The 23,533-nt window shown below is 68.1% G+C and carries 19 protein-coding genes; 11 read left to right on the top strand and 8 right to left on the bottom strand.

Annotated elements, in window-relative coordinates; translation table 11 throughout:
- Window positions 1–73 precede the first annotated feature (73 nt).
- Window positions 74–1,195, top strand: coding sequence for a type IV pilus twitching motility protein PilT (locus tag QPK32_RS03745; protein ID WP_290411796.1), 1,122 nt, complete (start codon window positions 74–76; stop codon window positions 1,193–1,195).
- 24 nt (window positions 1,196–1,219) lie between these two features.
- On the opposite strand, the gene QPK32_RS03740 is transcribed toward QPK32_RS03745, so the two are convergent.
- The 5 genes from QPK32_RS03740 to QPK32_RS03720 form a co-directional block, all read right to left on the bottom strand.
- Window positions 1,220–2,482: a cytochrome c gene (locus QPK32_RS03740; protein ID WP_290411431.1), complete on the bottom strand. Its 1,263-nt coding sequence runs from the start codon at window positions 2,480–2,482 to the stop codon at window positions 1,220–1,222.
- Window positions 2,479–3,189, bottom strand: a complete 711-nt coding sequence (locus QPK32_RS03735; RefSeq protein WP_290411430.1) for a c-type cytochrome — start codon at window positions 3,187–3,189, stop codon at window positions 2,479–2,481. The genes QPK32_RS03740 and QPK32_RS03735 overlap by 4 nt, the downstream gene beginning before the upstream one ends.
- Window positions 3,190–3,282: 93 nt before the next feature.
- Window positions 3,283–3,660, bottom strand: a complete 378-nt coding sequence (locus tag QPK32_RS03730) for a cytochrome c family protein (RefSeq protein WP_290411429.1) — start codon at window positions 3,658–3,660, stop codon at window positions 3,283–3,285.
- A gap of 31 nt (window positions 3,661–3,691) precedes the next feature.
- Window positions 3,692–4,384 carry a 3'-5' exonuclease gene (locus QPK32_RS03725; RefSeq protein WP_290411428.1) on the bottom strand — a complete coding sequence of 231 codons (693 nt, stop codon included), beginning with the start codon at window positions 4,382–4,384 and terminating at the stop codon, window positions 3,692–3,694.
- Window positions 4,384–4,947, bottom strand: a complete 564-nt coding sequence (locus tag QPK32_RS03720; protein ID WP_374046695.1) for a ProQ/FINO family protein — start codon at window positions 4,945–4,947, stop codon at window positions 4,384–4,386. Before QPK32_RS03720 ends, QPK32_RS03725 begins: the two co-directional genes overlap by 1 nt.
- Before the next feature lie 616 nt (window positions 4,948–5,563).
- On the opposite strand from QPK32_RS03720, the gene rpoD reads away from it, so the two are divergent.
- From rpoD to QPK32_RS03695, 5 genes are all read left to right on the top strand, one after another.
- Window positions 5,564–8,296: an RNA polymerase sigma factor RpoD gene (gene rpoD, locus QPK32_RS03715; RefSeq protein WP_290411427.1), complete on the top strand. Its 2,733-nt coding sequence runs from the start codon at window positions 5,564–5,566 to the stop codon at window positions 8,294–8,296.
- A gap of 344 nt (window positions 8,297–8,640) precedes the next feature.
- The gene (locus tag QPK32_RS03710) at window positions 8,641–9,369 is read left to right on the top strand and encodes a gluconate 2-dehydrogenase subunit 3 family protein (protein ID WP_290411426.1); all 729 of its coding nucleotides are present in this window, start codon (window positions 8,641–8,643) and stop codon (window positions 9,367–9,369) included.
- A gap of 19 nt (window positions 9,370–9,388) precedes the next feature.
- Complete coding sequence (locus QPK32_RS03705; RefSeq protein ID WP_290411425.1) at window positions 9,389–11,164, top strand: GMC family oxidoreductase; 1,776 nt, start codon at window positions 9,389–9,391, stop codon at window positions 11,162–11,164.
- 18 nt (window positions 11,165–11,182) lie between these two features.
- Window positions 11,183–12,553 (top strand): cytochrome c, encoded by a 1,371-nt coding sequence (locus QPK32_RS03700; protein ID WP_290411424.1) that lies wholly within the window; start codon window positions 11,183–11,185, stop codon window positions 12,551–12,553.
- Window positions 12,554–12,647: 94 nt separating this feature from the next.
- The gene (locus QPK32_RS03695; protein WP_290411423.1) at window positions 12,648–13,454 is read left to right on the top strand and encodes a transporter; all 807 of its coding nucleotides are present in this window, start codon (window positions 12,648–12,650) and stop codon (window positions 13,452–13,454) included.
- Window positions 13,455–13,589: 135 nt separating this feature from the next.
- On the opposite strand, the gene ppc is transcribed toward QPK32_RS03695, so the two are convergent.
- On the bottom strand, window positions 13,590–16,442 hold the full coding sequence (ppc, locus tag QPK32_RS03690; protein WP_290411422.1) for a phosphoenolpyruvate carboxylase: 2,853 nt from the start codon (window positions 16,440–16,442) through the stop codon (window positions 13,590–13,592).
- Between the two features lie 163 nt (window positions 16,443–16,605).
- Here ppc and hemC point away from each other — a divergent pair, with 163 nt between their 5' ends.
- The 5 genes from hemC (at window position 16,606) to ppa (ending at window position 21,536) form a co-directional block, all read left to right on the top strand.
- Window positions 16,606–17,607: a hydroxymethylbilane synthase gene (gene hemC, locus QPK32_RS03685; RefSeq protein WP_374046693.1), complete on the top strand. Its 1,002-nt coding sequence runs from the start codon at window positions 16,606–16,608 to the stop codon at window positions 17,605–17,607.
- Window positions 17,607–18,377, top strand: coding sequence for a uroporphyrinogen-III synthase (locus tag QPK32_RS03680; protein WP_290411421.1), 771 nt, complete (start codon window positions 17,607–17,609; stop codon window positions 18,375–18,377). Before hemC ends, QPK32_RS03680 begins: the two co-directional genes overlap by 1 nt.
- Window positions 18,374–19,561: a uroporphyrinogen-III C-methyltransferase gene (locus QPK32_RS03675; RefSeq protein ID WP_290411420.1), complete on the top strand. Its 1,188-nt coding sequence runs from the start codon at window positions 18,374–18,376 to the stop codon at window positions 19,559–19,561. The genes QPK32_RS03680 and QPK32_RS03675 overlap by 4 nt, the downstream gene beginning before the upstream one ends.
- Before the next feature lie 3 nt (window positions 19,562–19,564).
- Complete coding sequence (locus QPK32_RS03670) at window positions 19,565–20,761, top strand: heme biosynthesis protein HemY (protein ID WP_374046692.1); 1,197 nt, start codon at window positions 19,565–19,567, stop codon at window positions 20,759–20,761.
- Window positions 20,762–20,999: 238 nt separating this feature from the next.
- Window positions 21,000–21,536 (top strand): inorganic diphosphatase, encoded by a 537-nt coding sequence (gene ppa, locus QPK32_RS03665; protein ID WP_290411419.1) that lies wholly within the window; start codon window positions 21,000–21,002, stop codon window positions 21,534–21,536.
- A gap of 132 nt (window positions 21,537–21,668) precedes the next feature.
- Here ppa and QPK32_RS03660 read toward each other — a convergent pair whose 3' ends face one another.
- Complete coding sequence (locus tag QPK32_RS03660) at window positions 21,669–23,126, bottom strand: PA domain-containing protein (protein ID WP_290411418.1); 1,458 nt, start codon at window positions 23,124–23,126, stop codon at window positions 21,669–21,671.
- A complete protein-coding gene (locus QPK32_RS03655; protein WP_290411417.1) occupies window positions 23,113–23,523 on the bottom strand; it encodes a post-PEP-CTERM-1 domain-containing protein in 411 nt (136 codons plus the stop codon). Before QPK32_RS03655 ends, QPK32_RS03660 begins: the two co-directional genes overlap by 14 nt.
- Window positions 23,524–23,533: the final 10 nt, after the last annotated feature.

Raw genomic sequence — 23,533 nt, 5'->3', positions numbered from 1 at the left:
CTTTCCTGCTGGAACTTTTGATGGCAGGTGGTTTTATAATTAATGCATTGTTGTCCATGCATTGATGCCACCGATGGAATACCACCAGTCCTCGCAGATTCCCACCCTCTCGTACATCGAGAACGAAGACCACCCGGTGTTCGGCACCCTGGTCGAGCAGATCCTGCACCTGCTGAATTCGAAGCTGGTGTTCTCGGACATCATCATCCACCAGAACAGCCCCCTGATGCTGCGCCAGCCGAAGGGGCTGGTGGCGGTGACGGATTCGCCGATCACCAAGGAAGAGCTGGAAGAATTCTTCGACGTCATCGAGCCGAACTGGTCCGAGCGCATCGCCGAGCGCGCCTTCGACCGCTCGATCGACCTGCACACGGCGCGCATCCGCGCCAACTGCTTCCATTTCCAGGGCCGCAAGCGCCTCGGCTGCGTGATCCGCCGCTTCCCGAAGGAGCCGCTGGCGCTGTCCGAACTGGGCCTGCACCAGGACGAGCAGGAATTCGCCCGCCTGACGAGCGGCCTGGTGCTGATCATCGGCGACACCTGCCAGGGCAAGTCGACCACCATCGCCTCGATGCTGGATGAGATCAACAAGCAGCGTTCCGGCCACATCATCACCATCGAGGACCCCGTCGAGACCCTGATCCCGCAGCGCAAGTGCATCATCACGCAGCGCGAAGTGGGCGTCGACGGCGACGTCGAGAGCTATTACCTGGGCGCGCTGGACGCGCTGCGAGAGCGCCCGGACGTCATCGTCATCGGCGAGATCCGCGATGCCCAGACGGCGCAGGAAGCGCTGGCGCTGGCCGAATCCGGACCGCTGGTGCTGGCCACGCTGCACGCCCGCTCCACCGAGCTGGGCCTGCAGAAGATGCTGCGCCTGCTCGGCAATTCCGAAGCCCAGGGCCAGGCGCTCGCGCACGCGCTGCGCGGCGTGCTGTGCCAGGCGCTGCTGCCGTCCCGTCAGGGCAACCGCTACCACCTGGCCACCGAGTGCCTGAGCCTGAGCCCGGCCGTGGCCGAGATGATCGAGCAGGGCGACCTGGGCGCCATCCGCGCGCACATGAACACGGGCAGCCACCCCGGCTGCCACACGATGAACAGCATGCTGGAACACCTGCTGGCGACGCACCAGGTCGGCGTCGACGAGGCGCGCGCGGCGACCACGGACCGGATCGGGTTTGCCGAGATGGTGTGAATCGCCGCCGGTCGTGACCCGGCGTCAATCCAGCGGCACGGCCCGGTAGCGGTTCACCTGCGCCGGCGTCACGGCACCGGCCGCATTGCCCCAGCTGCTGCGTACATAGGTGACGACGGCCGCCACCTCGGCATCGCTCAGCACGGGGCTGTACGGCGGCATGCCGTAGGGGCGCGGATTGCCGCCCGTGGACGGCGCGAAGCCGCCGTTGAGCACGATGCGGATGGCGTTGACGGGCTCCGCCGTCGTCAGCGCCCCGTTGCCGGCCAGCGGCGGATACGCGAGGCCGCTGCCGCGGCCATCGGCGCCGTGGCAATCGGCGCAGTGCTTTTCGTACAGCGCGCGTCCCAGCTTGGCGACGGCGTCGGGCGGCGCGGCGGCGGGCCGCGGCCTGGCTTCGGACGGCAGCGATTTCAGGTAGACGGCCATCGCCGTCGCATCGTCGGGCGTCAGGTACTGCAGGCTGTGCTGCACGACGTCGGCCATCGGCCCGAACACGGCGCCGCGCGGCGACACGCCCGTGCGCAGCAGCTGCACCACGTGTTCCGTGTCCCAGTGGCCCAGGCCCGCCTCGGCGTTCGACGTGAGGGAGGGCGCATACCAGCCGACGGTGGGGATCAATCCGCCGGCCAGCTCCTTGCCGCTCGCGCCCATGCGATTGCGCTCGCTGTGGCAGGCGCCGCAATGGCCCAGGCCCTCGACCAGGTAGGCGCCGCGGTTCCATGCCGGCGTGCGCTTGCCGTCGGGCTGGTACACGGCCGGGCGGAAGTACAGCAGGCGCCAGCCGGCCAGCGCAAGCTGGCTGTCGTAGGGAAAGCGCAGTGCGTGCGGGCGGTTGGCCTGGCGCACCGGCGCCAGGCTGCGCAGGTAGGCGAACAGCGCATCGGCGTCCGCGCGCGTGACGCGCGTGTAATTGGGATAGGGGAAGGCCGGATACAGCAGGCGGCCGCCGCGGCCGATGCCGTTGTGCAGCGCCTGCCAGAAGTCGTCGGCGCTCCAGGCGCCGATGCCGGTGGCGGTGTCCGGCGTGATGTTGGGCGAGAGCACGCGGCCGAACGGCGTGTCGAGCGCGCGGCCGCCGGCATAGGCCGCGCCGCCGCGCGCCGTGTGGCAGGCCATGCAGTCGCCGGCGCGGGCGAGGTAGGCGCCGCGCGCGATGTTGGCGGGCGTCGCGGCCCAGGCCTCGGGCGAGGCGGCCGGCACGAATTGGGCGCGCGGCCAGGCGGCGGCGACGATGACGCCGACGAGCAGTACGAGCGCAAGCAGGGCCATGCCGACGCGCTTCATGGCCGCACCTCCGGCGCGCTGCCGCAGGCCAGCGGCAGCGGGCGTGCCGGCGCCGCCGCCGGCGCCGCGTCTTCCGGCAGCGGCTCGCTCGCCAGCCAGCCCGACACGGCCGCCACGTCGGACAGCGACAGCCGCGACGCGATCGCCGCCATGCAGTCGGGCGCATGGGCGCGCCGGCTGCCGTTGCGCCAGGCGCCGAACTGGGCGTTGATGTAGTCGCGCGGCAGGCCGACGAGGCCGGGGATGGCGGGCAGGGCGCCCGTCAGGCGCTCGCCGTGGCAGGCGATGCAGGCCGGGATTCTCAGCGCCGGGTCGCCGCGCGTGACGAGCTGGCGCCCCCGTTCCAGCTCGGCCGCCGGCAGGCCCGCGCGCGACAGCACGGGCGCCGGCAGGTGCTGGCTGGAGAAATACGCCGCGATCTCGCGCAGGTAGTCGTCCGACAGGTGGCCGACCATCCACGTCATGAGGGGGTACTGGCGCCGGCCTTCGCGGAAGTTGAGCAGCTGGTTGTACAGATAGCCGGCCGGCTTGCCGGCGATGCGCGGATAGTAGCGGCGCTCTCCCGTGCCGGCGTTTGTGCCGGCGTCGCCTGCGGGCGTGCTGCCGTGGCAGGACGTGCAGGCGGCCAGGCGCTGGGCCATGGTGTCGGGCACGGCGGAGATGGCCGGGGCGCACAGCAGCAGGACGATAAGGGGCAAAGCGCGCATGGAATTCCCTGACAAGGAAAAGCTTTACCGCTGCATCATACCGCGTAGATTTAACTTTTACGCAATCTTTTGGGTGGGCAAAAGGAGGGGGCGCTAGCGGACGTCCTGGAAGGTGCGCAAGTGGTCCAGCAGGGCGGCGATCTCGCGTTCGTTGCCGATTCCCCAGAAGCGCATCCTGGTGCCGGGGACGACGTTGTGCGGGTCGCGCAGGAAGGCGGCCAGCGTGGCATCGTCCCACACGATGTTCGAGCGCTTCATCGCGTCGGAATAGGCATAGTCGGGTGTCGTGCCGGCACGGCGGCCGAACAGGCCGTTCAATTGCGGACCGAAGCCGCCATGGGCGTTCGGACCCACCGCGTGGCAGGACGCGCATTTCTGGAAGGCGGCGGCGCCGTCGACGGGACCGGAAGGGGAGCAGCCCTGCAAGGCCGCCGCGGCGGCCAGGAGGAGGGACAGTGGGAAAACGCGCATCCCGTCATTATAAGACGGGTGCAGGCCGCTTTCAGTCCCGCGGCTTGGGCTGGGCCGCGCGCCGCGGTCCGCCCGGGTTGTGCCGGGGCGGCAGCGGCGGCGGCGGATTGGCGCGCCAGTGGCGGTAGATGCGCAGGGCCACGTGGGCGTCGTCGGCCGCGTACAGGATCTGTTTTTCGGACAGGCGCGGCAAGGCCCAGTTGGTGGTGGTGATCTTGCGCGACTTCTGCAGGCGCTGGCCGAAGAAGCGTTCGACGGCCGTCTTCGCGCCCCAGGCGTTGCGCTCGCCGCGGCGCAGGGCCGTGGCCAGGTCGACCACGTTGACCGTCTCGATGCCCAGCTTGGCGCGCAGGCGGCGCAGGTCGTCGCCCAGGCCGAAGCCGGCCTTCAGGATCGCGGGGGACTCCAGCACGGCGCGCAGCACGTCGATGCCGGGAATGGCCGCCAGCGGATCCGGCGCGCCGTCGACGGCGGGCGCGTGGCGTGCCATGCCGATCTGGAACAGGTAGGCGTGGTCGTCGGTGGCGAGCTGCACCAGGTGCGGCCCGGTCGAGACTTCGCCTTTCTGGAAGGTCGGCTTCGATTCGGTGTCGAAGCCGACCGCGTCGGATGCGCTCAAGGCGGCCAGGGCCGCCTCGGCGTCCTGGCGCGTGCGCACCAGGCGCACGTCGGCCAGCTTGATGCCTTCGTAGGGAGGGAGGGCGTTGTCCTCGGCCTCGTCCATCAGCGCTTGGCGAACTTGGAGGCGAGCTGCTGCAGCTTTTCCTGGCGCTTGCGGTCGGCCTCGGCCTGGGCGGCGGCGTCGCGCTCGGCCTTCTTGCGCTCGGCTTCCTTCTTGAAGCGCTGCTGCAGCAATTCCTTGGCGTGCAAGCGGTGGGTGTCGGTGACTTCGGCGCCTGGATTGCCGTCCAGGTCGAAGCGCACGGTGGCCTTTTCCATCGCACGCAGGTAGCGCATGGAGCCCGTGTGGATGCCCAGCGCGGCGCGCATCGCCTTGCGGTTCAGGTTCGGCATGCGCGCCAGCACCTGCTTGTCGATGCCGATGGCCAGCGGCAGGCACTCGCGGAAGGCCTTGAATTGCTGCTGCAGCTGCTTGAGCAGGGCGCGCGGCGACTGCGCGTCGGCGCCCGCGCCGGCGGCGGACGCCGTGTCCGCGGTGGTGTCGCCGCTTGCGGCCTGGTCCACGCCGGCGGCGCCCTCGACGGGTGCGGGGGCGGCGTTGGCGGTGCTGTCTTCGGTGGCCTGGGAAGGTTCGGCGGCGGTGCTAATCGTGTTCATTGACTTCATGGTAAGAGCAGGAAGCGGAAGGATAGCATGGCAGAGGGCATAGCGCGCCGCCGAGCGGTGTCGGGAATCGTTTTTCGGCGCGATTTCGCGCTTGATGGAGCGCAGCCGGGGTGCACCCAAAAAGTGCAGGGAGGCGGCGCGCCGGCAAGAAATCGTGTATGATCCGCCTCTTTCCTTGCGTCGAGCTTGCGCCGACGCAGACCGGCCAGGGGTCGAAGACGGGCGGATATGCGTGAAATATATATCCATTATCGAATATTTCAATTATCACTAAATCTTTCCTTAGTGCATAATGTGCCTGTCTCCTCTATTTCTCCCTTGGAAAAATAGATTTCAAGCCCGTTGTCTGACGGGCTTTTTTTCGTTCCGACATGCTAAACCGCGATATCCAACCCTTGCCGTCCTGCTTCCCGTCCCGTTGCGTGCACGCCCCGGATCGTCCGGCTTGCCGTGCCAAGCGCCGACCGGCCAGCAGCAGTAGCAGGGATGCTTGATATCCGGCAGGTCCGCCCCTAGTTAGGGCCCTTCCCTTATTACTTCCTCCAGGCTTGCGACGCAGGCCGGGTGGATCTTTGACTTCGCAGGCGCGCATCTCGCCTCGACTGGAGAAAGCTACATGAAAAACACCGCCAAGACGTTGACTCTGACAGCGAAGAAGCCGGCCACCACGGGCACGGCGCAGCTGTCGGTGCCGAAAACCGCGACCTCGTATTTCCTCGAAACGGAAGCGGCGGCCAAGGTCACGGTGGTCAAGACGCGTTCGCGCCTGGCATCGCTGAAGGCGGCCCAGGCGGAGGAGGCGCAGGCGCAGCAGCTCCCGGCCGATGCCGTCGATACCGCCGCCGCTGCCGGCGCAATCGAAGCGCAGGCGCTGGCCGCCGAGGTCGCGGCCGAGGTGCCGGAAGCGGTGGCCGCCGCGCCGTCGGTGGTGTCGGCGGCGCCGGCCGCCGTGGCTGCCGGCGATGCCGATGCGGGCGACGACGCCGGCTACATCCCGACCCCGGCCGCGCCGAGCGCGCCGCCGGTGATCGTGCGCAAGCGCGTCTCGAAGCTGGCCGCGCTGAAGGCCGCGGCCGAGGAAGCCGCGCCGGCACCGGCCGCTGGGGCCATTGCGGCCGTTGCGGCCGCCGAACCGGCCGAGGAAGCCGCCCCGGCGCCGCGCGTCGTGCGCACCCGCACTGCGCGCCGCGTCGAGCCGGGCGCGAACCCGGCGCAAGCGGCGCCGGCCGCCGTCGGTTCCGTCAGCACCACCACCGACGCCGCCGCGCTGGCCGCCATCGACACGTCCGGCTACCTGCTGCCGCAGGTGAAGGTGCCGGGCCGCCGCGGCCGCAAGCCGAGCGAATTCGTGCCCGAGAACGACGAGATCGCGGCGCTGAACGCGGTCGAGCGCGCCGAACTGAAGGCGGCCTCCAAGCTGCGCGAGCGCAAGGCCAAGGGCGTGCCGGGCATGCTGGGTGGCGAAGAGGGCTTCTCGAACGAGGAACTGGAAAAGCGCCGCACGCAGCTGAAGAACCTGATCAACATGGGCAAGGAGCGCGGCTACCTGACCCATGCGGAGATCAACGACCACCTGCCGGAAAACATCATCGATCCGGAAGCGATCGAAGGCATCATCGCGACCTTCAACGACATGGGCATCGCCGTCTACGAGCGCGCCCCGGAAGCGGAAATGATGCTGCTGTCGGACGCCGTCGTCACCCCGACCTCGGAGGACGAGGTCGAGGCGGCCGCCGCGACGGCGCTGTCGACGGTCGACTCCGACTTCGGCCGCACGACGGACCCGGTGCGCATGTACATGCGCGAGATGGGCGCCGTGTCGCTGCTGACGCGCGAAGGCGAGATCGCCATCGCCAAGCGCATCGAGGAAGGCCTGAAGGACATGGTGCAGGCGATTTCGGCCTGCCCGGTGACGATCTCGGAAATCATCGCGCTGTCGCACAAGATCGCGTCCGACGAACTGAAGATCGACGACGTGGTCGACGGCTTCGTCGACCTGAACGAAGCCGCCGCCCCGGCGCCGGCGGCGGCCGCGTCGTCGGATGAGGACGAGGACGAGGAAGACGTCGAGGACGAAGAGGAAGAGGGCGAATCGGGCGGCAGCGCCGCCGCCGGCTACTCGGCCGAGCAGTTGGCCGCGCTGCGCGAGAATGCGCTGGAAAAATTCGCCGTCATCGAGAAGCAGTTCGACAAGATGGGCCATGCGTTCAAGACCCAGGGCTACGGCTCCGAGGCCTACGAGGACGCGCAGGCCGTCATCTCGAGCGAGCTGCTGGGCATCCGCTTCACGGCCAAGATCGTGGAAAAGCTGTGCGACACCCTGCGCGGCCAGATGGACGAAGTGCGCTCGATCGAGCGCGCCGTGCTGGACATCTGCGTGAACCGCTGCGGCATGCCGCGCGCCCACTTCATCAAGGTCTTCCCGGGCAACGAGACGGACCTGCAATGGGTGCAGCGCGAAGTCGATTGCGCCTATCCCTACAGTGCCGTGCTGGGCCGTAACGCGCCGGCGATCCAGGAACTGCAGCAGCGCATGATCGACCTGCAGGCACGCGTCGCGCTGCCGCTGGCCGACCTGCGCAAGATCAACAAGCAGATGGCTGCCGGCGAAAAGCGCGCCCGGACCGCGAAGCGCGAAATGACGGTCGCCAACCTGCGCCTGGTGATCTCGATCGCGAAGAAATACATCAACCGCGGCCTGCAGTTCCTGGACCTGATCCAGGAAGGCAATATCGGCCTGCTGAAGGCCGTCGACAAGTTCGAGTACCGCCGCGGTTATAAATTCTCGACCTACGCGACCTGGTGGATCCGCCAGGCGATCACCCGTTCGATCGCCGACATGGCCCGCACCATCCGCGTGCCGGTGCACATGATCGAAACGATCAACAAGATGAACCGCATCTCGCGCCAGATCATGCAGGAAACTGGCAGCGAGCCGGACATGGCGACGCTGGCGACCAAGATGGAGATGCCGGAATCGAAGGTGCGCGAGATCATGAAGATCGCCAAGGAGCCGATCTCCATGGAGACCCCGATGGGCGAGGATGGCGATTCGCAGCTGGGCGACTTCATCGAGGACAACGCCACCCTGGCGCCGCTGGAAGCGGCGATGCACGCCTCGATGCGCGGCGTGATCAAGGAGGTGCTCGATTCGCTGACCCCGCGCGAAGCCAAGGTGCTGCGCATGCGCTACGGCGTCGAGATGTCGAACGACCACACGCTGGAAGAAGTGGGCAAGCAGTTCGACGTGACCCGCGAGCGTATCCGCCAGATCGAAGCCAAGGCGATGAGCAAGCTGCGCCAGCCTTCGCGTTCGGACAAGCTCAAGACCTTCCTGCAGAACCAGTAAGCGCGCGGCGCCGATCTCGACGACTCCCCGGACCGGAAACGGCCGGGGAGTTTTTTTTCGCACCGTCCAGCCGCGCGTGGCCTGCCACCCCATCGCGAGAATGATTCTCACTAATAATTTCTTATGGAACAAGGACTTGGCGTTTTTGTTCGAAAGCGTGAAGCGCGTGATTTTTGGAGAGAATCCGTCAATAGGTGTTTCTACGAGGTCGTTGCATTTATACAAAACGAATATGTTTCTTGATTGTATCGAGTGGATTTACGTGCACGAACGCAGGTTAAAATGCACAATTCGAGTGCTGTTTCCATGCGGCATTTTTTATTTTTATAAGAGAGAGATTTTTCATGTCTGACGACCAGCAATCTCCTTCGCGTCGGCGCCTGATCAAGAGCCTGATGTTCGTGCCGATGGGTGTCGGCGCGGCGGGTGTCCTGAATGCCGGCCTGAAACCCGCCGACGCCGCGGCGACCGCTGCTCCGGAAGGAAAACCGGATGCCTACAACCCGGCCTTCTTCACCGCCGACGAATGGCGTTTCCTGACGGCCGCCGTCGATCGCCTCATCCCGCACGACGAACACGGTCCGGGCGCCATCGAGCTCGGCACCCTCGAGTTCCTCGACCGCCACATGCAGACCCCGTACGCGGCCGGCAGCATCTGGTACCTGCAGGGTCCGTTCCTGGAAGCGCCGGGGGAGTTCGGCTACCAGGGCAAGCTGCCGCTGAAGGACATCCTGCGCGTCGGCATCAAGGATCTCGACAACCACTGTGCCAAGACCTTCGGCGGCAAGAAGTTCGCCGACCTGGAAAAGGCCCAGCAGGAAGCGCTGCTGAAGGAATGCGAAGGCGGCAAGCTGAAGTTCGAGAACATCTCCTCGAAGATCTTCTTCGCCAACCTGCTGACCGAGACCCGCAACGGCTACTTCGCCGACCCGAAACACGGCGGCAACAAGGGCATGGGCTCGTGGAAGATGATCGGCTATCCGGGCATGCGCGGCGACTACCTCGACTGGGTCGAGGTGCGCGACAAGCCGTATCCGATCGGTCCGGTCGACCTGGCCGGACGCCGTGGATAAACGCGAGGAATAACAGACAATGGCAATCGTAAAGAACAAAGTAGACGCCGTGATCGTCGGCGCCGGCTGGACCGGCTCGATCCTGGCGAAGGAACTCACGGACCAGGGCCTGACCGTGGTCTGCCTGGAGCGCGGCCCGGACCGCGACACGGTGCCCGACTTCGCGTATCCGCGCGTGGTCGACGAACTGGAAGGCTCCGTGCACCGCAAGTACCTGCAGTCGCTGTCGCAGGAAACCCTGACCATCCGTCACAGCACCAACGACACCGCGGTGCCGTATCGCCAGATGGGCTCGTTCAAGCCGGGTACCGGCGTGGGCGGCGCGGGCAGCCACTGGTCGGGCGCGCACTTCCGTCCGCTGCCGGAAGACTTCACCGCGCGCAGCAGCCTGGAACAGCGCTTCGGCAAGAAGTTCATCCCCGCCAACATGACCATCCAGGACTTCCCGGTCACCTACGAGGAGCTGGAAGAAAGCCTGGACATGTTCGAATACGTGTGCGGCACCTCGGGCAAGGCCGGCAACCTGAACGGCAAGATCATCGAGGGCGGCAACCCGTTCGAAGGCGCCCGCAAGCGCGAATACCCGCTGCCGCCGAACCCGAACTACCTGGGCGCGGAAATGTTCTACAAGGCCGCCGCCGAGATGGGCTACCACGCCTATCCGATCCCGGCCTCGAACGCCTCGCAGCCCTACATCAACCCCTACGGCTGCCAGATGGGCCCGTGCAATGCCTGCGGCTTCTGCTCGGACTACGGCTGCCTGAACTACTCGAAGGCGAGCCCGAACGCCAACGTCTGGCCGGTCGTGCGCGGCCGCAAGAACTTCGAGATGCGTACCCATGCCCAGGTGCTGAAGGTCAACCTGGATGCCGACAAGAAGAAGGCCACCGGCGTGACCTACCTGGACGCCCAGGGCCGCGAATGCGAACAGCCGGCCGACATCGTGCTGCTGTGCGCCTTCTCGTACATGAACGTGCACCTGATGCTGCTGTCGGGCATCGGTACCCCGTACGACCCGGTCACCAAGACGGGCACCATCGGCAAGAACTACTCGTACCAGAACCTGAACCGCGTGAACCTGTTCTTCAACGAAGACGTGCAGGCCAACCCGTTCATCGGCATCGGCGGCGCCGGCGCCACCTTCGACGACCTGAACGGCAAGCAGAACGATCCGACCAAGTCCGGCTTCATCGGCGGCGGCATCGTCTGGGCGCGCCAGCCGGGCTCCGGTCCGATCCGCGGCATCGCCACCCCGCCGGGCATCCCGAACTGGGGCAGCGAGTGGAAGGCGGGTGTCAAGAAGTTCTTCCGCCACCAGTTCTACTTCGAAGTGCAGGGTTCGTGCATGTCCTACGACGATGCCTACCTGAGCCTCGATCCGAACTACAAGGATGCCTTCGGCCGTCCGATGCTGCGCATGACCTTCGACTGGCACGACAACGAGATCAAGGCCTCGCAGTACCTGGTCGACAAGGCCCAGCAGATGTCCAAGGTCCTCAATCCGGTGGCGATGAAGGGCGATGCCAAGAAGGACGGCTCGCACTACAACATCACCCAGTACCAGTCGACCCACACCTGCGGCGGCGCGATCATGGGCAAGGATCCGAAGACCTCGGCCCTGAACAAGTACCTGCAGTCGTGGGATGTGTCGAACGTGTTCGTGCCGGGCGCCAACGCGTTCCCGCAGAACAACGGCTACAACCCGACCGGCCTGGTGGGCGGCCTGGCGTACTGGTGCGCCAAGGCGATCCGCGAGCAATACCTGAAGGCCCCGGGCCCGCTGGTGCAAGCATAAGGACAAACGACAATGACGATGAGTACTACTAAAAAAGCAATCGCCGCTGTCGTCGGTATCGGCGCGGTGGTCTTCGCCGGCGCGCTGGCCTATGCCTTGACGCCGACCGAGACCCGCGCCATCGCCCCGGCCGACGCCTCCGTCGACCAGGCCAAGCTGGTCGAGATGGGCCGCTACGTGGCGATCACGGCGGACTGCGTGGCCTGCCACACGGCGCCGGGCGGCAAGTCGTATGCGGGCGGCCGCGTGATCCAGTCGCCGATCGGCAATATGTACAGCACGAACATCACGCCGGACAAGACGAACGGTATCGGCAACTACACGCTGAACGACTTCGACCGCGCGATCCGCCACGGCATCCGCAAGGACGGCGATTCGCTGTATCCGGCCATGCCGTACCCGTCGTACGTGAAGCTGAGCGACCAGGACCTGCGCGCCCTGTACGCCTACTTCATGCACGGCGTGGAGCCGGTCAACCAGGCCAACCACAAGAACGACATCGCCTGGCCGCTGTCGATCCGCTGGCCGCTGGCGATCTGGCGCAAGCAGTTCGGTCCGGGCGATGCCGCCCCGTTCCAGGTCTCGAAGTACCAGAACGAGCAGCTGGCCCGCGGCGCCTACCTGGTGCAGGGCCCCGGCCACTGCGGCACCTGCCACACGCCGCGCGCGACGACCATGCAGGAACTGGCGCTGGACGAGTCGGGCAAACAGTTCCTGGCCGGCGGTCCGCTGATCGACGGCTGGCGCGCGGTCAACCTGCGCGGCGACAAGGTCGACGGCCTGGGTTCGTGGACCGAGCAGGACATCGTCGACACGCTCAAGACCGGCCGTAACCGCCACAGCGCGGTGGTCGGCGAGCCGATGAACGACGTCGTCGCCCACAGCGGCCAGCTGATGAACGACGGCGACCTGCACGCGATCGCGCTGTACCTGAAGTCGCTGCCGGCCGACGGCGCCAACAAGGCCACGTTCGCCGCCAGCGAGGACACCACGCGCCTGCTGAAGGCGGGCAACGACCGCGACAACCGCGGTGCCCAGCTCTACCTCGACAACTGCAACGCCTGCCACCGCAGCGACGGCAAGTCCAATTCGATCACGTTCCCGGCGTTGCCCGGCAACCCGACCGTGCTGGCCGACGATGCGACCTCGCTGGTGCGCGTGATCCTGGCCGGCAGCCGCCTGCCGTCGACCAAGGAGCGTCCGTCGGACCTGGCCATGCCGGGCTTCGCATGGCGCCTGTCGGACGACGAGGCCGCGCAGCTGGCCACCTTCGTGCGCAGCAGCTGGGGCAATCACGCCGGCGGCGTGAGCGCCGCGGACGTCGCCAAGGTACGCAAGGCGATCGAGCACGACGGCGGCAAGGACATGGACCAGGCGAACACCAAGTAATCCTGTCTTCGCTTCATCGAAAGGCGGCGCCGCGAGGCGCCGCCTTTTTTTCATGGGGTCGGCGCGTGCATCCGACCTTTGGCATACTGACGAGATGAACGCACACCCCATTCTCCGCCGCGCCTGCATGGGAGCGGCCCTGCTCCTGGCGGCCCACGCCGCCCAGGCGGATCCCGACGACGCCATCAGCCCGGACCGCCCCGGTTTCGCGAACGCCCCCGACGTCGTCGGCAAGGGCCGCGTCCAGCTCGAAACGAGCGTGCAATGGGACCGCGAGCGCCACGACGACGAGCACGAACGCACCGTGTCCACGCCCACGCTGCTGCGCTTCGGCGTGAGCGACAAGGTCGAGCTGCGCCTGGAGACGGATGGCCGCGACATCGTCCACGACGTCGACCCGGCTACCGGAGAACGCACGACCACCGTCGGCTATGCGGACACGTCCCTGGGCGTCAAGTGGCGCCTGGCGGAGCAGCAGGGCGCGCGGCCGTCGCTGGCGCTGCTGGGCGAAGTGGAGCTGCCCAGCGGCAGCCGCGACCTGCGCGGCCGCGGCGCCCGCCCGGCCGTGTACCTGCCGGCCGGCTGGGACCTGGACCGGGGCTGGAGCGTGCAGTTCGAGCCCGGCGTGGCGATGGAAAACGACGAGCGCGGCGCGCGCTACCGCTATGGGTTCATGGCGCTGACGCTGGCGAAGGAATTGACGGAGCGCTGGCAGGGCTTCGCCGAGGTGGCGGCGCCGCAGATCGCCTCGCGTGGGCATGGCGGCACCCAGGCGGCGGTCGACGGCGGCTTCACATATCGGGTGTCGAAGGACTGCCAGCTCGACCTGTCGGTGGTGCACGGCTTGGACCACCAGACGCCGGATTTGAGCGTTGCGTTCGGGTTGTCGATGCGGCGCTGATAACTTAAAACCCACGTCGTCCCCGCGCAGGCGGGGACCCGATTTCTTCAAACGTAGCCGCATCGCACGCGACATTGGGTCCCTGCCTGCGCAGGGAGTCGTTTCCGGCAGTGCCGGAAACGACGTGTTTGTCGATCAGCCCGTGTTCCTCAACCCCGCCGCCACCCCGTTGATCGACAGGTGGATCCCCCGGTGCACCCGCTCGTCGACCTTGGCCGGATCGTTGGCCAGCGCGCGGTGGCGCCCGATGAGTTCCACCTGCAGGTGGTTCAGCGGGTCGATGTAGGCGACGCGGTTCTGGATCGAGCGCGCCAGCAGGGGGTTGTTCACCAGCCGTTCGCTGTTGCCCGTGATCCGTTCCAGGCACTGGAGCGTGCGCGCGTGTTCCGCCGCGATGCGCTTGAAGATGCGCTCGCGCAGTTCCGCGTCCGGCACCAGCTCGGCATAGCGCGAGGCGATGGCCAGGTCGGTCTTGGCCATCACCATGTCCATGTTCGACAGCAGCGTGGCGAAGAACGGCCAATGGCGGCCCATGTCGCGCAGCAGGTCGAGGTCGCCGCCGTCCGCGAGCCAGCCGTCGATCGCCGTGCCCACGCCGTACCAGCCCGTCAGCAGCAGGCGGCACTGGCCCCAGGAGAAGCCCCAGGGAATGGCGCGCAGGTCCTCGATGCGGCGCGTGGACTTGCGCGAGGCGGGGCGCGAACCGAGGTTCAGCTCCGCGATCTCGGCGATCGGCGTGGCGGCGAAGAAGTAGTCGGTGAAGCCCGGGGTCTCGTACACCAGGTTGCGGTAGGCGGTGTAGGCGCGCTGCGACAGGTCCGCCATCGCGGCCTCGAAGCGCTGCAGGCGCTGGACCTGGTCGCGGTCTTCGCCATGCGGCATCAGGCCCGCTTCCAGCGTCGCCGCCACCAGCAGTTCGAGGTTGCGCCGGCCGATTTCCGGATTGCTGAACTTGGACGAGATGATCTCGCCCTGTTCGGTCAGGCGGATCTGGCCGTTCACGGTGCCCGGCGGCTGGGCCAGGATGGCGTCGTAGCTCGGGCCACCGCCGCGGCCGACGGTGCCGCCACGGCCGTGGAACAGGCGCAGCTTGACGTTCGCGTCGGCGAACACCCGCACCAGCTTCAGTTCGGCCTGGTACAGCTCCCAGTTCGAGGTGAGGAAGCCGCCGTCCTTGTTCGAATCCGAATAGCCCAGCATGACTTCCTGCAGGCGGCCCTGGTGCTCGATGACCTTCGCGACGATGGGCAGTGCCATCCACTCGGCCATGATGGTCGACGCGCGCTGCAGGTCGGGAATCGTCTCGAACAGCGGGATCACCATCACTTCGCTCTTCTGCTCGCCCGGCTGCAGCAGGCCCGTTTCCTTCTGCAGCAGCAGCACTTCGAGCAGGTCCGACACGGTCTCCGTGTGCGAGATGATGTAGTTGCGGATCGCCCGGGTGCCGTAGCGGCGGCGCACCTCGCGCGCGCAGCGCAGCACCTCCAGTTCCTTGGCCGTTTCCTCCGCATACTCGGCGTAGGGCGTGTACAGGAGGCGCGGCTGCGCCAGCTCGGCCAGCAGCAGCCTGACCTTGGCATCCTCGTCCAGCGCGGCATAGTCGGCTTCGACGCCGGCGCGCGCGAACAGGTCGGCCAGCATGCGTTCGTGGATGTCGGAGCTCTGGCGCATGTCGAGCGAGGCCAGGTGGAAGCCGAACACCATCGAGGCGCGCTGCAGCGCGGCCAGGCGCGGCGTCGCCAGGATGGCGCCGTGGTTCTGCACCAGCGAGGTGGCGATCACCTGCAGGTCCGCGTGGAATTCGGCCGGGTCGCCGTACGGGGCGGCGTGGCCCACTTCCTTGCGCAGGTTGCTCATGGCGCCCAGCTCGCGCGCCGTCGCCGCCAGGCGCGCATAGATGCCGATCAGCGCGCGGCGGTAGGGCTCGTCCTTGCGGTGCGGCGAGTGGTCGGGCGAGGCGTCGGCCAGCGCCAGCAATGCTTCGCTCGCCGGCACCAGCAGCGTCGACGGCGACAGCTCGGCGCCCAGCGCGTGGATCTCGTCGAGATAGAAGTCGAAGATCGTCGTGGCCTGGCGCACGAGGGCGCGCTGCATGGTGTCGGCGTTGACGTTGGGGTTGCCGTCGCGGTCGCCGCCGATCCAGCTGCCCATCTGCATCCAGGCGGCGCCGTCCAGCGCGCGCGCCGCGTCCTGTGCCTCGCCGCCGAAGCTGGCCGCGATCTCTTCCTCGACGTCGTCGTACAGCGCCGGCAGTTCGCGGAGAAAAGTGCTGCGGTAGTAGGACAGGGCGTTCTCGATCTCGTCGGCCACCGTCAGCTTCTCGTAGCGCAGCATGCGCGTCTGCCACAGCGTGGCGATGCGCGCCTGCAGCAGCTGCAGGTTGCGCGCGCTTTCCTTGGGCGTGAGCGCCAGGTCGCGCTCGGCCAGCAGGCGCGCGATGTCGTGCTCGGCGTCCAGGATGCTCTTCCTCTGGACTTCGGTCGGGTGCGCCGTCAGCACGGGCGCGATCAGCGCGTCGCGCAGGAAGGACTGCACCGCCTCGCGCCCGACGCCGGCGTTCTTCAGGCGGTCCAGCGCATACGGCACCGACGAGGCATGGGGTTTGGAGCCGGCCAGCAGGTGGGCGCGGCGGCGGCGCACGGTGTGCTGGTCCTCGGCGATGTTCGCCAAGTGCGAGAAGTAGGAAAAGGCGCGCACGACCGAGTTGGTCTGCTCGCGCGTCAGGCGGTGCAGCAGGGCCTTCAGTTCGGCGCCCGCTTCCGGATCGTCTTCGCGGCGGAAGCGCACGGCGGTCTGGCGGATCGTCTCGACCACGGCGAAGACTTCCTCGCCTTCCTGGTCGCGCACGACGTCGCCCAGCAGGCGGCCGAGCAGGCGGATGTCTTCCTTGAGCGGCGCGTCGCGGTCGGCGCCGGCGGAGGTGGGAGCGGCCAGCGCCTGGGCTTGGGCGCGGGCATCGGTGAGTTCTGGTGCAGCAGGTTTGTCCATGTCGACCACAGGTTGAATTGTTGGAAACAACTACCGAGCAGCTTGTCTAACTTCCGGCGGGGCATAGGGCCGGCTGAGGGGCGCATGCTAAAATTTGTGATCGATGGCATGCGCCGCACCGGCGCCGGCCGATCCAGGCACAACGACAGTGAAAGAATCCGTTTTGAACTCCAACACGACCCCCACGCTTCCCGCGAAACTCATTATCGCATCGCGCGAGAGCCGGCTGGCCATGTGGCAGGCCACGCATGTGCGCGACCGGCTGGCGGCATTATATCCGCAGTGTCAAATCGACATCCTCGGCATGACCACGCGCGGCGACCAGATCCTGGACAAGACCCTGTCCAAGGTCGGCGGCAAGGGCCTGTTCGTGAAGGAGCTCGAGGTCGCCATGGCCGAGGGCCGCGCCGACCTGGCCGTGCACTCGCTCAAGGACGTGCCGATGGAATTGCCGGAAGGGTTCGAGCTGGCCGCCATCCTGGAACGAGAGGACCCGCGCGACGCCTTCGTCTCGAACGACTACGACAGCCTGGGCGGCCTGCCGGCAGGCAGCGTGGTCGGCACCAGCAGCCTGCGCCGCCAGGCCCTGATCGCCGCGCGCTATCCGCAGCTGGTGATCAAGCCGCTGCGCGGCAACCTCGACACGCGTCTCGGCAAGCTGGACCGCGGCGACTACGCGGCGATCATCCTGGCCGCCGCCGGCCTCAAGCGCCTGGGCCTGGAGCGCCGCATCCGCGCCTACCTGTCCGTCGAGGACAGCCTGCCGGCGGCCGGGCAGGGCGCCATGGCGATCGAGATCGGCAGCGCCCCGCGCGCCGACGGCGTCGACCTGCGCGCGCTGCTGTCGCCCCTGAACCACGAGCATACGGCCCACGCCGTGCGCGCCGAGCGCCAGGTATCGCGCTTCTTCGGCGCCAGCTGCCAGATCCCGCTGGCGGCCCACGCCGTCGTCGAAGGCGACACGCTGGCGCTGCGCGCCATGGTCGCCACGCCGGACGGCCTGCGCACCGCCTATGCGGAAGCCTCGGGCCCGGCGGCGCTGCCGGAAACGCTGGGCGAGCAGGTCTCGGCGCTGCTCGAGCAGCAGGACGCCGCCGCGATCCTTGCCGAGTGCAAGGCCGAGGCGGCCGCGGGCGAAGGCCTTCCCGCCGCCGCCGACCGGTAATGCACCAGCCGGTCGTCATCACCCGACCCCGCCAGCAGGCCGAGCCGCTGGCCCGCGCGGTGGCCGCCCTCGGCCGCACGCCGGTCCTGCTGCCGCTGCTGGACATTTCCCCGATCGACGACCAGGCCGCGCTGAAGGCCGTGCTGGACGGCCTGGCGCGCTATGCGCTGGTCGCCTTCGTCTCGCCGAACGCCGTCGACGCCGCCTTCGCCCACCTGGCCGGCTGGCCGGACGGCGTGGCGATCGCCGTGGTGGGCGAGGGCAGCCGCGCGGCGCTGGCGCGCCACGGCGTGACCGATGAGAACGTCACCATCCACTGCCCCAGGGATCCCGCCTTCAGCGATTCCGAACACCTGCTGCAGGCGCTCGACCTGGACGCGCTGCGCGACCAGCGCGTGCTGGTGGTGCGCGGCGAGAGCGGACGCGAACTGCTGCCCGATGCGCTGCGCGCGGCCGGCGCCCGGGTCGAGACGGTCGCCGCCTACCGCCGCGCCGTTCCCTCCCTCACGCCCGAACTCGCCGACACGCTGCGCACGCTGCTGGCGCAGCCGCACGACTGGGTCGTCACCAGCTCGGAAGCGCTGCGCGGCCTCGTGGGCCTCGTCGAAGGGCTCGGCGACGGCGCCGGTGTGGCACTATTGCAACAACAGCGCCTGATCGTGCCCCACGCCCGGATCGCGGAAACGGCACGGGGACTGGGTTTCGGCCATTTGACCCTGACCGGGTCCGGCGACGAGCGTTTGCTTGCCGCGTTACAATCACGAGCATGAACGAACTGCCCAACAATCCTGACCAACCGAACATGGCCGCCCCGGCGGCGCCTCCGCTGCCGGCCCCGGCCGGTCCCGCGCATCCGGGCGAGCCGCGCGTGCCCGAGGCCTCGGGCCTGTTCCAGAAACCGCAGAACATCGCCATCCTGGCGCTGGCCGTGCTGCTGGCGCTGCAGACCTGGTCCAGCCACAGCCGCTTCAACAAGCTGCGCGAGGACGTGGCCCGCACGCTGCAGAAGGACAATGCCGCGAACGCCGAGACGGCCCAGCTGGTGCGCGACACCCAGGACACGGCGAAGGAATTGCAGGTCAAGGTCGGCGTGCTGGAAAGCCGCCAGGCCGAGTCGGCGAGCCAGCAGGCCGCGCTCGAGCAGATGTACCAGGACGTGTCGAAGAACCGCGACGAGTGGGCGCTGTCCGAGATCGAGCAGGTGCTCTCCACCGCCAGCCAGCAGCTGCAGCTGGCCGGCAACGTGCAGGGCGCCCTGATCGCCTTGCAGAACGCCGACCGTTCGCTGTCGCGTTCCGACAAGCCGCAGTTCATCACGATCCGCCGCGCCATCGCGCGCGACATCGACCGCCTGAAGGCGCTGCCCTCGGTCGACCAGGCCGGCATCGCGCTGCGCCTGGATAACGTGATCTCCCAGATCGATACGCTGCCGCTGCTGTCCGACGAAAAGCCGGCCGAGCCGAGCGCGCCGACGCGCGTGAATCCGCCGGCCAGGGCCAAGCCCGCCGCCGCTTCCGCTGCCGTTGCCGGTTCCGCCGCCGCGCCGGCCGCCGGGGACGCGCCGGAGATGACGATGTTCCAGCGCGTGACGACGACCTGGCGCAACTGGAGCGGGGAGATGTGGGACGACATCCGCCAGCTGATCCGCGTGCGTACCGTCGATACGCCGGAAGCGCTGATGCTGTCGCCGAGCGAATCCTATTTCGTGCGCGAGAACCTCAAGCTGCGCCTGCTGAATGCGCGCCTGGCGCTGTTGTCGCGCAACGAAGGCACCTTCCGCGACGACATCAACAGCGCCCAGCAGACCCTGGTGAAGTACTTCGACACCAAGGCGCGTTCGACGGTGGCCGTGCAGGGCCTGCTGCGCCAGGTGCAGGCGAACAACGTCTCGATCGACGTGCCTGACCTGTCCGAGAGCCTGAACGCCGTGCGCAACTACAAATCGAAGCCCTAGACGATGCGTTTACTCCTCTGGTTAGTCGCCCTGATGGCCGCGGCGATCGGCATTGCCGTGACCGCGCGCTTCAACCCCGGCAACGTGGTGTTCTTCTATCCGCCGCACCGGATCGACCTGTCGCTGAACCTGTTCGTGGTGCTGGCCGCGCTGCTGTTCCTGGTGCTGTACGGCCTGGCGCGCGCCGTGCGCGCCACGCTGCGCATGCCCGTGCGCGTGGCCGAGTACCGCCTGCGCAAGCGCGAGCGCGAAGCCAACCGCGGCCTGCGCGACGCCCTGAAGGCCTTGTTCGAGGGCCGCTTCGGCCACGCCGAGTCGGCCGCGCGGCGCGCCGCCGAGCTGCCTGAAAACGCCGGCCTCGCGGCCCTGATCGGCGCCCGCGCCGCGCACCGCATGCGCGAGCCGGCGCGGCGCGACGCCTGGCTGGCCGGCATCGCGTCCGACAACGCCATGAAGACGGCGCGCCTGATGACCGTCACCGAACTGCTGGTCGACGAGCACAAGCCGGCCGGCGCGCTGGAAGCCGTGGCCGAACTGAACGCCAGCGGCCAGCGCCACATCCACGCGCTGCAGTGGGCCATGAAGGCCAACCAGCAGGCGCGCAACTGGCCCGAGGTGCTGCGCCTCGTGCGCACGCTGGACAAGCGCAATGCGCTGCATCCGGCGCTGTCCGCGCGCCTGCGCGAGATGGCCTACGAGGCGCTGCTGTCCGAAGGCGGCCACGATGCCGAATCGATCCGCCGCCTGTGGTCCGAGGTACCCACGGGCGACCGCCTGCAGCCGGCCGTCGCCGCGCGCGCGGCCGCCGCCTTCAATGCGCGCGGCCTGCATGACGAGGCCCGCGTGATCGTCGAGGATGCGCTCAAGGCCGAGTGGGACGAGCGCGTGGTGCGCGCCTACCGCGACGCCGCCGGCCCGGAAGGCTCGCCCACGCTGCTGGCCCAGATCGAGCGCTGCGAAGGCTGGCTGCGTGCGCATCCCGGCGACGCCGAGCTGGCGCTGACGCTGGGCGCCCTGTGCCTGCGCCAGAAACTGTGGGGCAAGGCCCAGCGCTACCTGGAGGACGCGCTGTCCGATGCCACCGGGCCCGACAACGTGCGCGAAGCCCACTTGAAGCTGGCGCAGCTGCACGAGGCGCTGGGGCAGCAGGAACAAGCGAACCACCATTACCGGCAGTGCGCGCTGGCGACCGTGTTGTAGCCAGGGCCTGACCGCCATTTTTCCAGGAGCCTGAAAGGATGTTTCTTTCAGGCTTTTTCTTGGCAGGAACACGCGAGCGGCCTGATCGATCCCCGTCTGCCGCCGCCTGGTGTTTCGTCGCCACGTGCAGCGCCCGCGTGCCGTGAAACGTTGTGCGACGCACAAGCTAAGGACGATTCGCTATAATGGCCCTCTTTATTGTTTCTCCTGCAATCGATTCAGAAACCAAGGAACCCCCATGAGCCTGAACAACGTCAACGCCGGCCGCGATGTGCCGAACGATTTCAACGTCGTCATCGAAATCCCGATGAACGGCGATCCGGTCAAGTACGAAGTGGACAAGGAGTCCGGCGCGATCTTCGTCGACCGCTTCATGGGCACCGCCATGCACTATCCGTGCAACTACGGCTATGTTCCGAACACCATCGCCGACGACGGCGACCCGTGCGACGTGCTGGTGCTGACCCCGTTCCCGCTGCTGCCGGGCGTGGTCGTGCGCTGCCGCGTGCTGGGCGTGCTGAAGATGACCGACGAAGCGGGCGGCGACGCCAAGATCCTGGCCGTGCCGGTCGAGAAGCTGCTGCCGCTGTACGCCAACCTGAAGAGCGTGGAAGACGTGCCCGAGCTGACCCTGCGCCAGATCCAGCACTTCTTCGAGCACTACAAGGACCTGGAAAAGGGCAAGTGGGTCAAGGTCGAAGGCTGGGCGGGTCCGGAAGCGGCCAAGGAAGAAATCCTGAACGGCGTGAAGGCGTTCGAGGGCAAGCAGCAGTAATTCTTCGCTGCGCAAGAAAAAGGCCGGCGCCTTGGGGCGGCCGGCCTTTTTTTATTGGCGTGCGCATGGCTCCGGTGTCTGCCGGCACGATGCGTGCGTCACGCGTGGGCAGCGCGGAGATGGCGTTGGTGTTTACCAGCCGATGTCGCGCAGCAGCGGGAAGGTCAGGTCGCGCGGCAGCGTCACCTCGTGCGTCAGGTCGGTGTTGATCGACGGTTCCATCAGCTGGTTCGGACTCGCTTCCGTCGTGTAGTGCGACACCGACGAGCCGGGCGAATAGATGGTGGGCGTGTACATCAGGATGCGTCCGGCCTGGTCGGCGCCGGCCAGGCGGCTCGGGTCCCGTCCCAGGCCGGCCGTCACGCCCGATTGCGTGCGCGAACGGCGCTGCAGCGACGCCTTGAGCTTGATGCCGTCGGCCTGCGTCACGCGCACCGCCGGGATCGTGATGCCCGGGTCGCTGCCGCCCAGGCTGGCCACGTCGCCCGGCTGGTTGTCGGCGACCACCATGCCGATCGCGCCGGCCGCCTGCACGTTGCGCGTCTTGGCGACGAAATCGCAGCTGCCGCGGTCGACCAGGGCGACATTGCCGCGTACGGCCAGGCTGTTCAGGCTGTCCAGCGGCTGGCAGGCCAGGCCGGTGCCGTCGGACTGGTCGACGACGGGCATCAGCTGGCCGCCCACCGGCGTGGCCGTCAGGGCGGGGCCGAAGGTGGCGTCGCCGACATTGTAGTTGCCGGCCGCGGCGCCGGCGGCCGCGCCGCCGACCGCCAGGTTGGGAGAGGCCGTCAGTACCTGCGGCACCGCCGCCGTCACGTTGGGGCCGTTCCAGGACAGGCCGCGCCAGGTCGTGGCCGTGGCCGCGCGCTGGGCAGGCGTGCTCTCGACCCAGGTGCGGTTGTTGCGGTTGTCGACCAGGTAGTAGTCCCAGATCGACGGCACGCCGAGGATTTCCTCGCCCGTTTCGTCGTCGGTGAAGGTCTGGAAGCCCAGCCCGTGCGCGAATTCGTGCAGCAGCACGGTGACGAGGTCGATGCCGCTGCCGAAGTTGCGGTCCAGGCCCAGGTAGAAGCCGGAGCCCGGCAGGCAGTCGGAAAACAGGCCGAGGCGCGAATTGAAGCGGGCGATGATGTGCGGCTCGCCCGGCGTGGCGACGTCCTCGCCGGCCAGCTTGCTCGCCAGCGCGGACGGGTACCAGGTATTCGCGCGCGGGGCGTTCGGGAAGTCGGACCAGATCTCGTTGGCGCCGGCCGAGCCGAGCACGGCGCTGCTGGCCATGCAGGACAGCGGCACGAAGGAGGCGCCGATGCGGATCGTGACGTTGCTGGTCAGCGTGGCGCCCCAGATGTCGGCCGCGCGCTGGAAGGCGTAGAGGCGCTGCTCGCCCAGCGTGGTCCCGGGGTTGCCGCCCACCGGGGCCACCGGCGTGGTGTCGTTGAAGCCGACCCCGGCCGCGTTCTGGTTGACGATGACGATGGTGGCCGCGGCCTGGGCGGCACCGGACGTGCACGCCAGGGCGAGGGCAAGGGAACCAAGGGCGGCGGCGGCTTTGCTGCGGAAAGGACGGGGCAGGAGATCAGCGGGTTTCATGGTCGTGCTCCTTGTGCGCTTGCGGGGCGGGACGGGTCAGCGCATCCTGGGCGGCCTGGTCGCCGTGCACGCACTGGCTGGACAGGCTGCCGTCGGCGCCGCGCGTGACGACTTCGTAGACCATGGTCTTCTCGCCGAGGCGCACGCCGCGCGCGCCGTCGCGGCGCGTGGTGACGGTCGGCTCGCGCGCCGGCGCCAGCCCGGCGGCCGGGGTGCGCGCACGCAAGGTCTTCGCTTCGTCCGGCGTCGGGGCGCGCAGCTTGCCCGTCTGGGCATCGCGCACGACCACCATGCCATCCTGTTTGGCATCCTGTATGCCGGCATGCGCAAGCTGGGAGAACACGGCCAGCAGGCACAGTGCAAGGGTGCCGCTCGTGAAGTCGGTGTGCTTTGACATGGCGTTCTCC

The sequence above is a fragment of the Massilia sp. YIM B02763 genome, assembly GCF_030412015.1.
Lineage (GTDB): Bacteria > Pseudomonadota > Gammaproteobacteria > Burkholderiales > Burkholderiaceae_D > Telluria.
The sequence above is the reverse complement of the archived record's forward strand: the minus strand, read 5'-3'. Positions and strand labels throughout refer to the sequence as shown.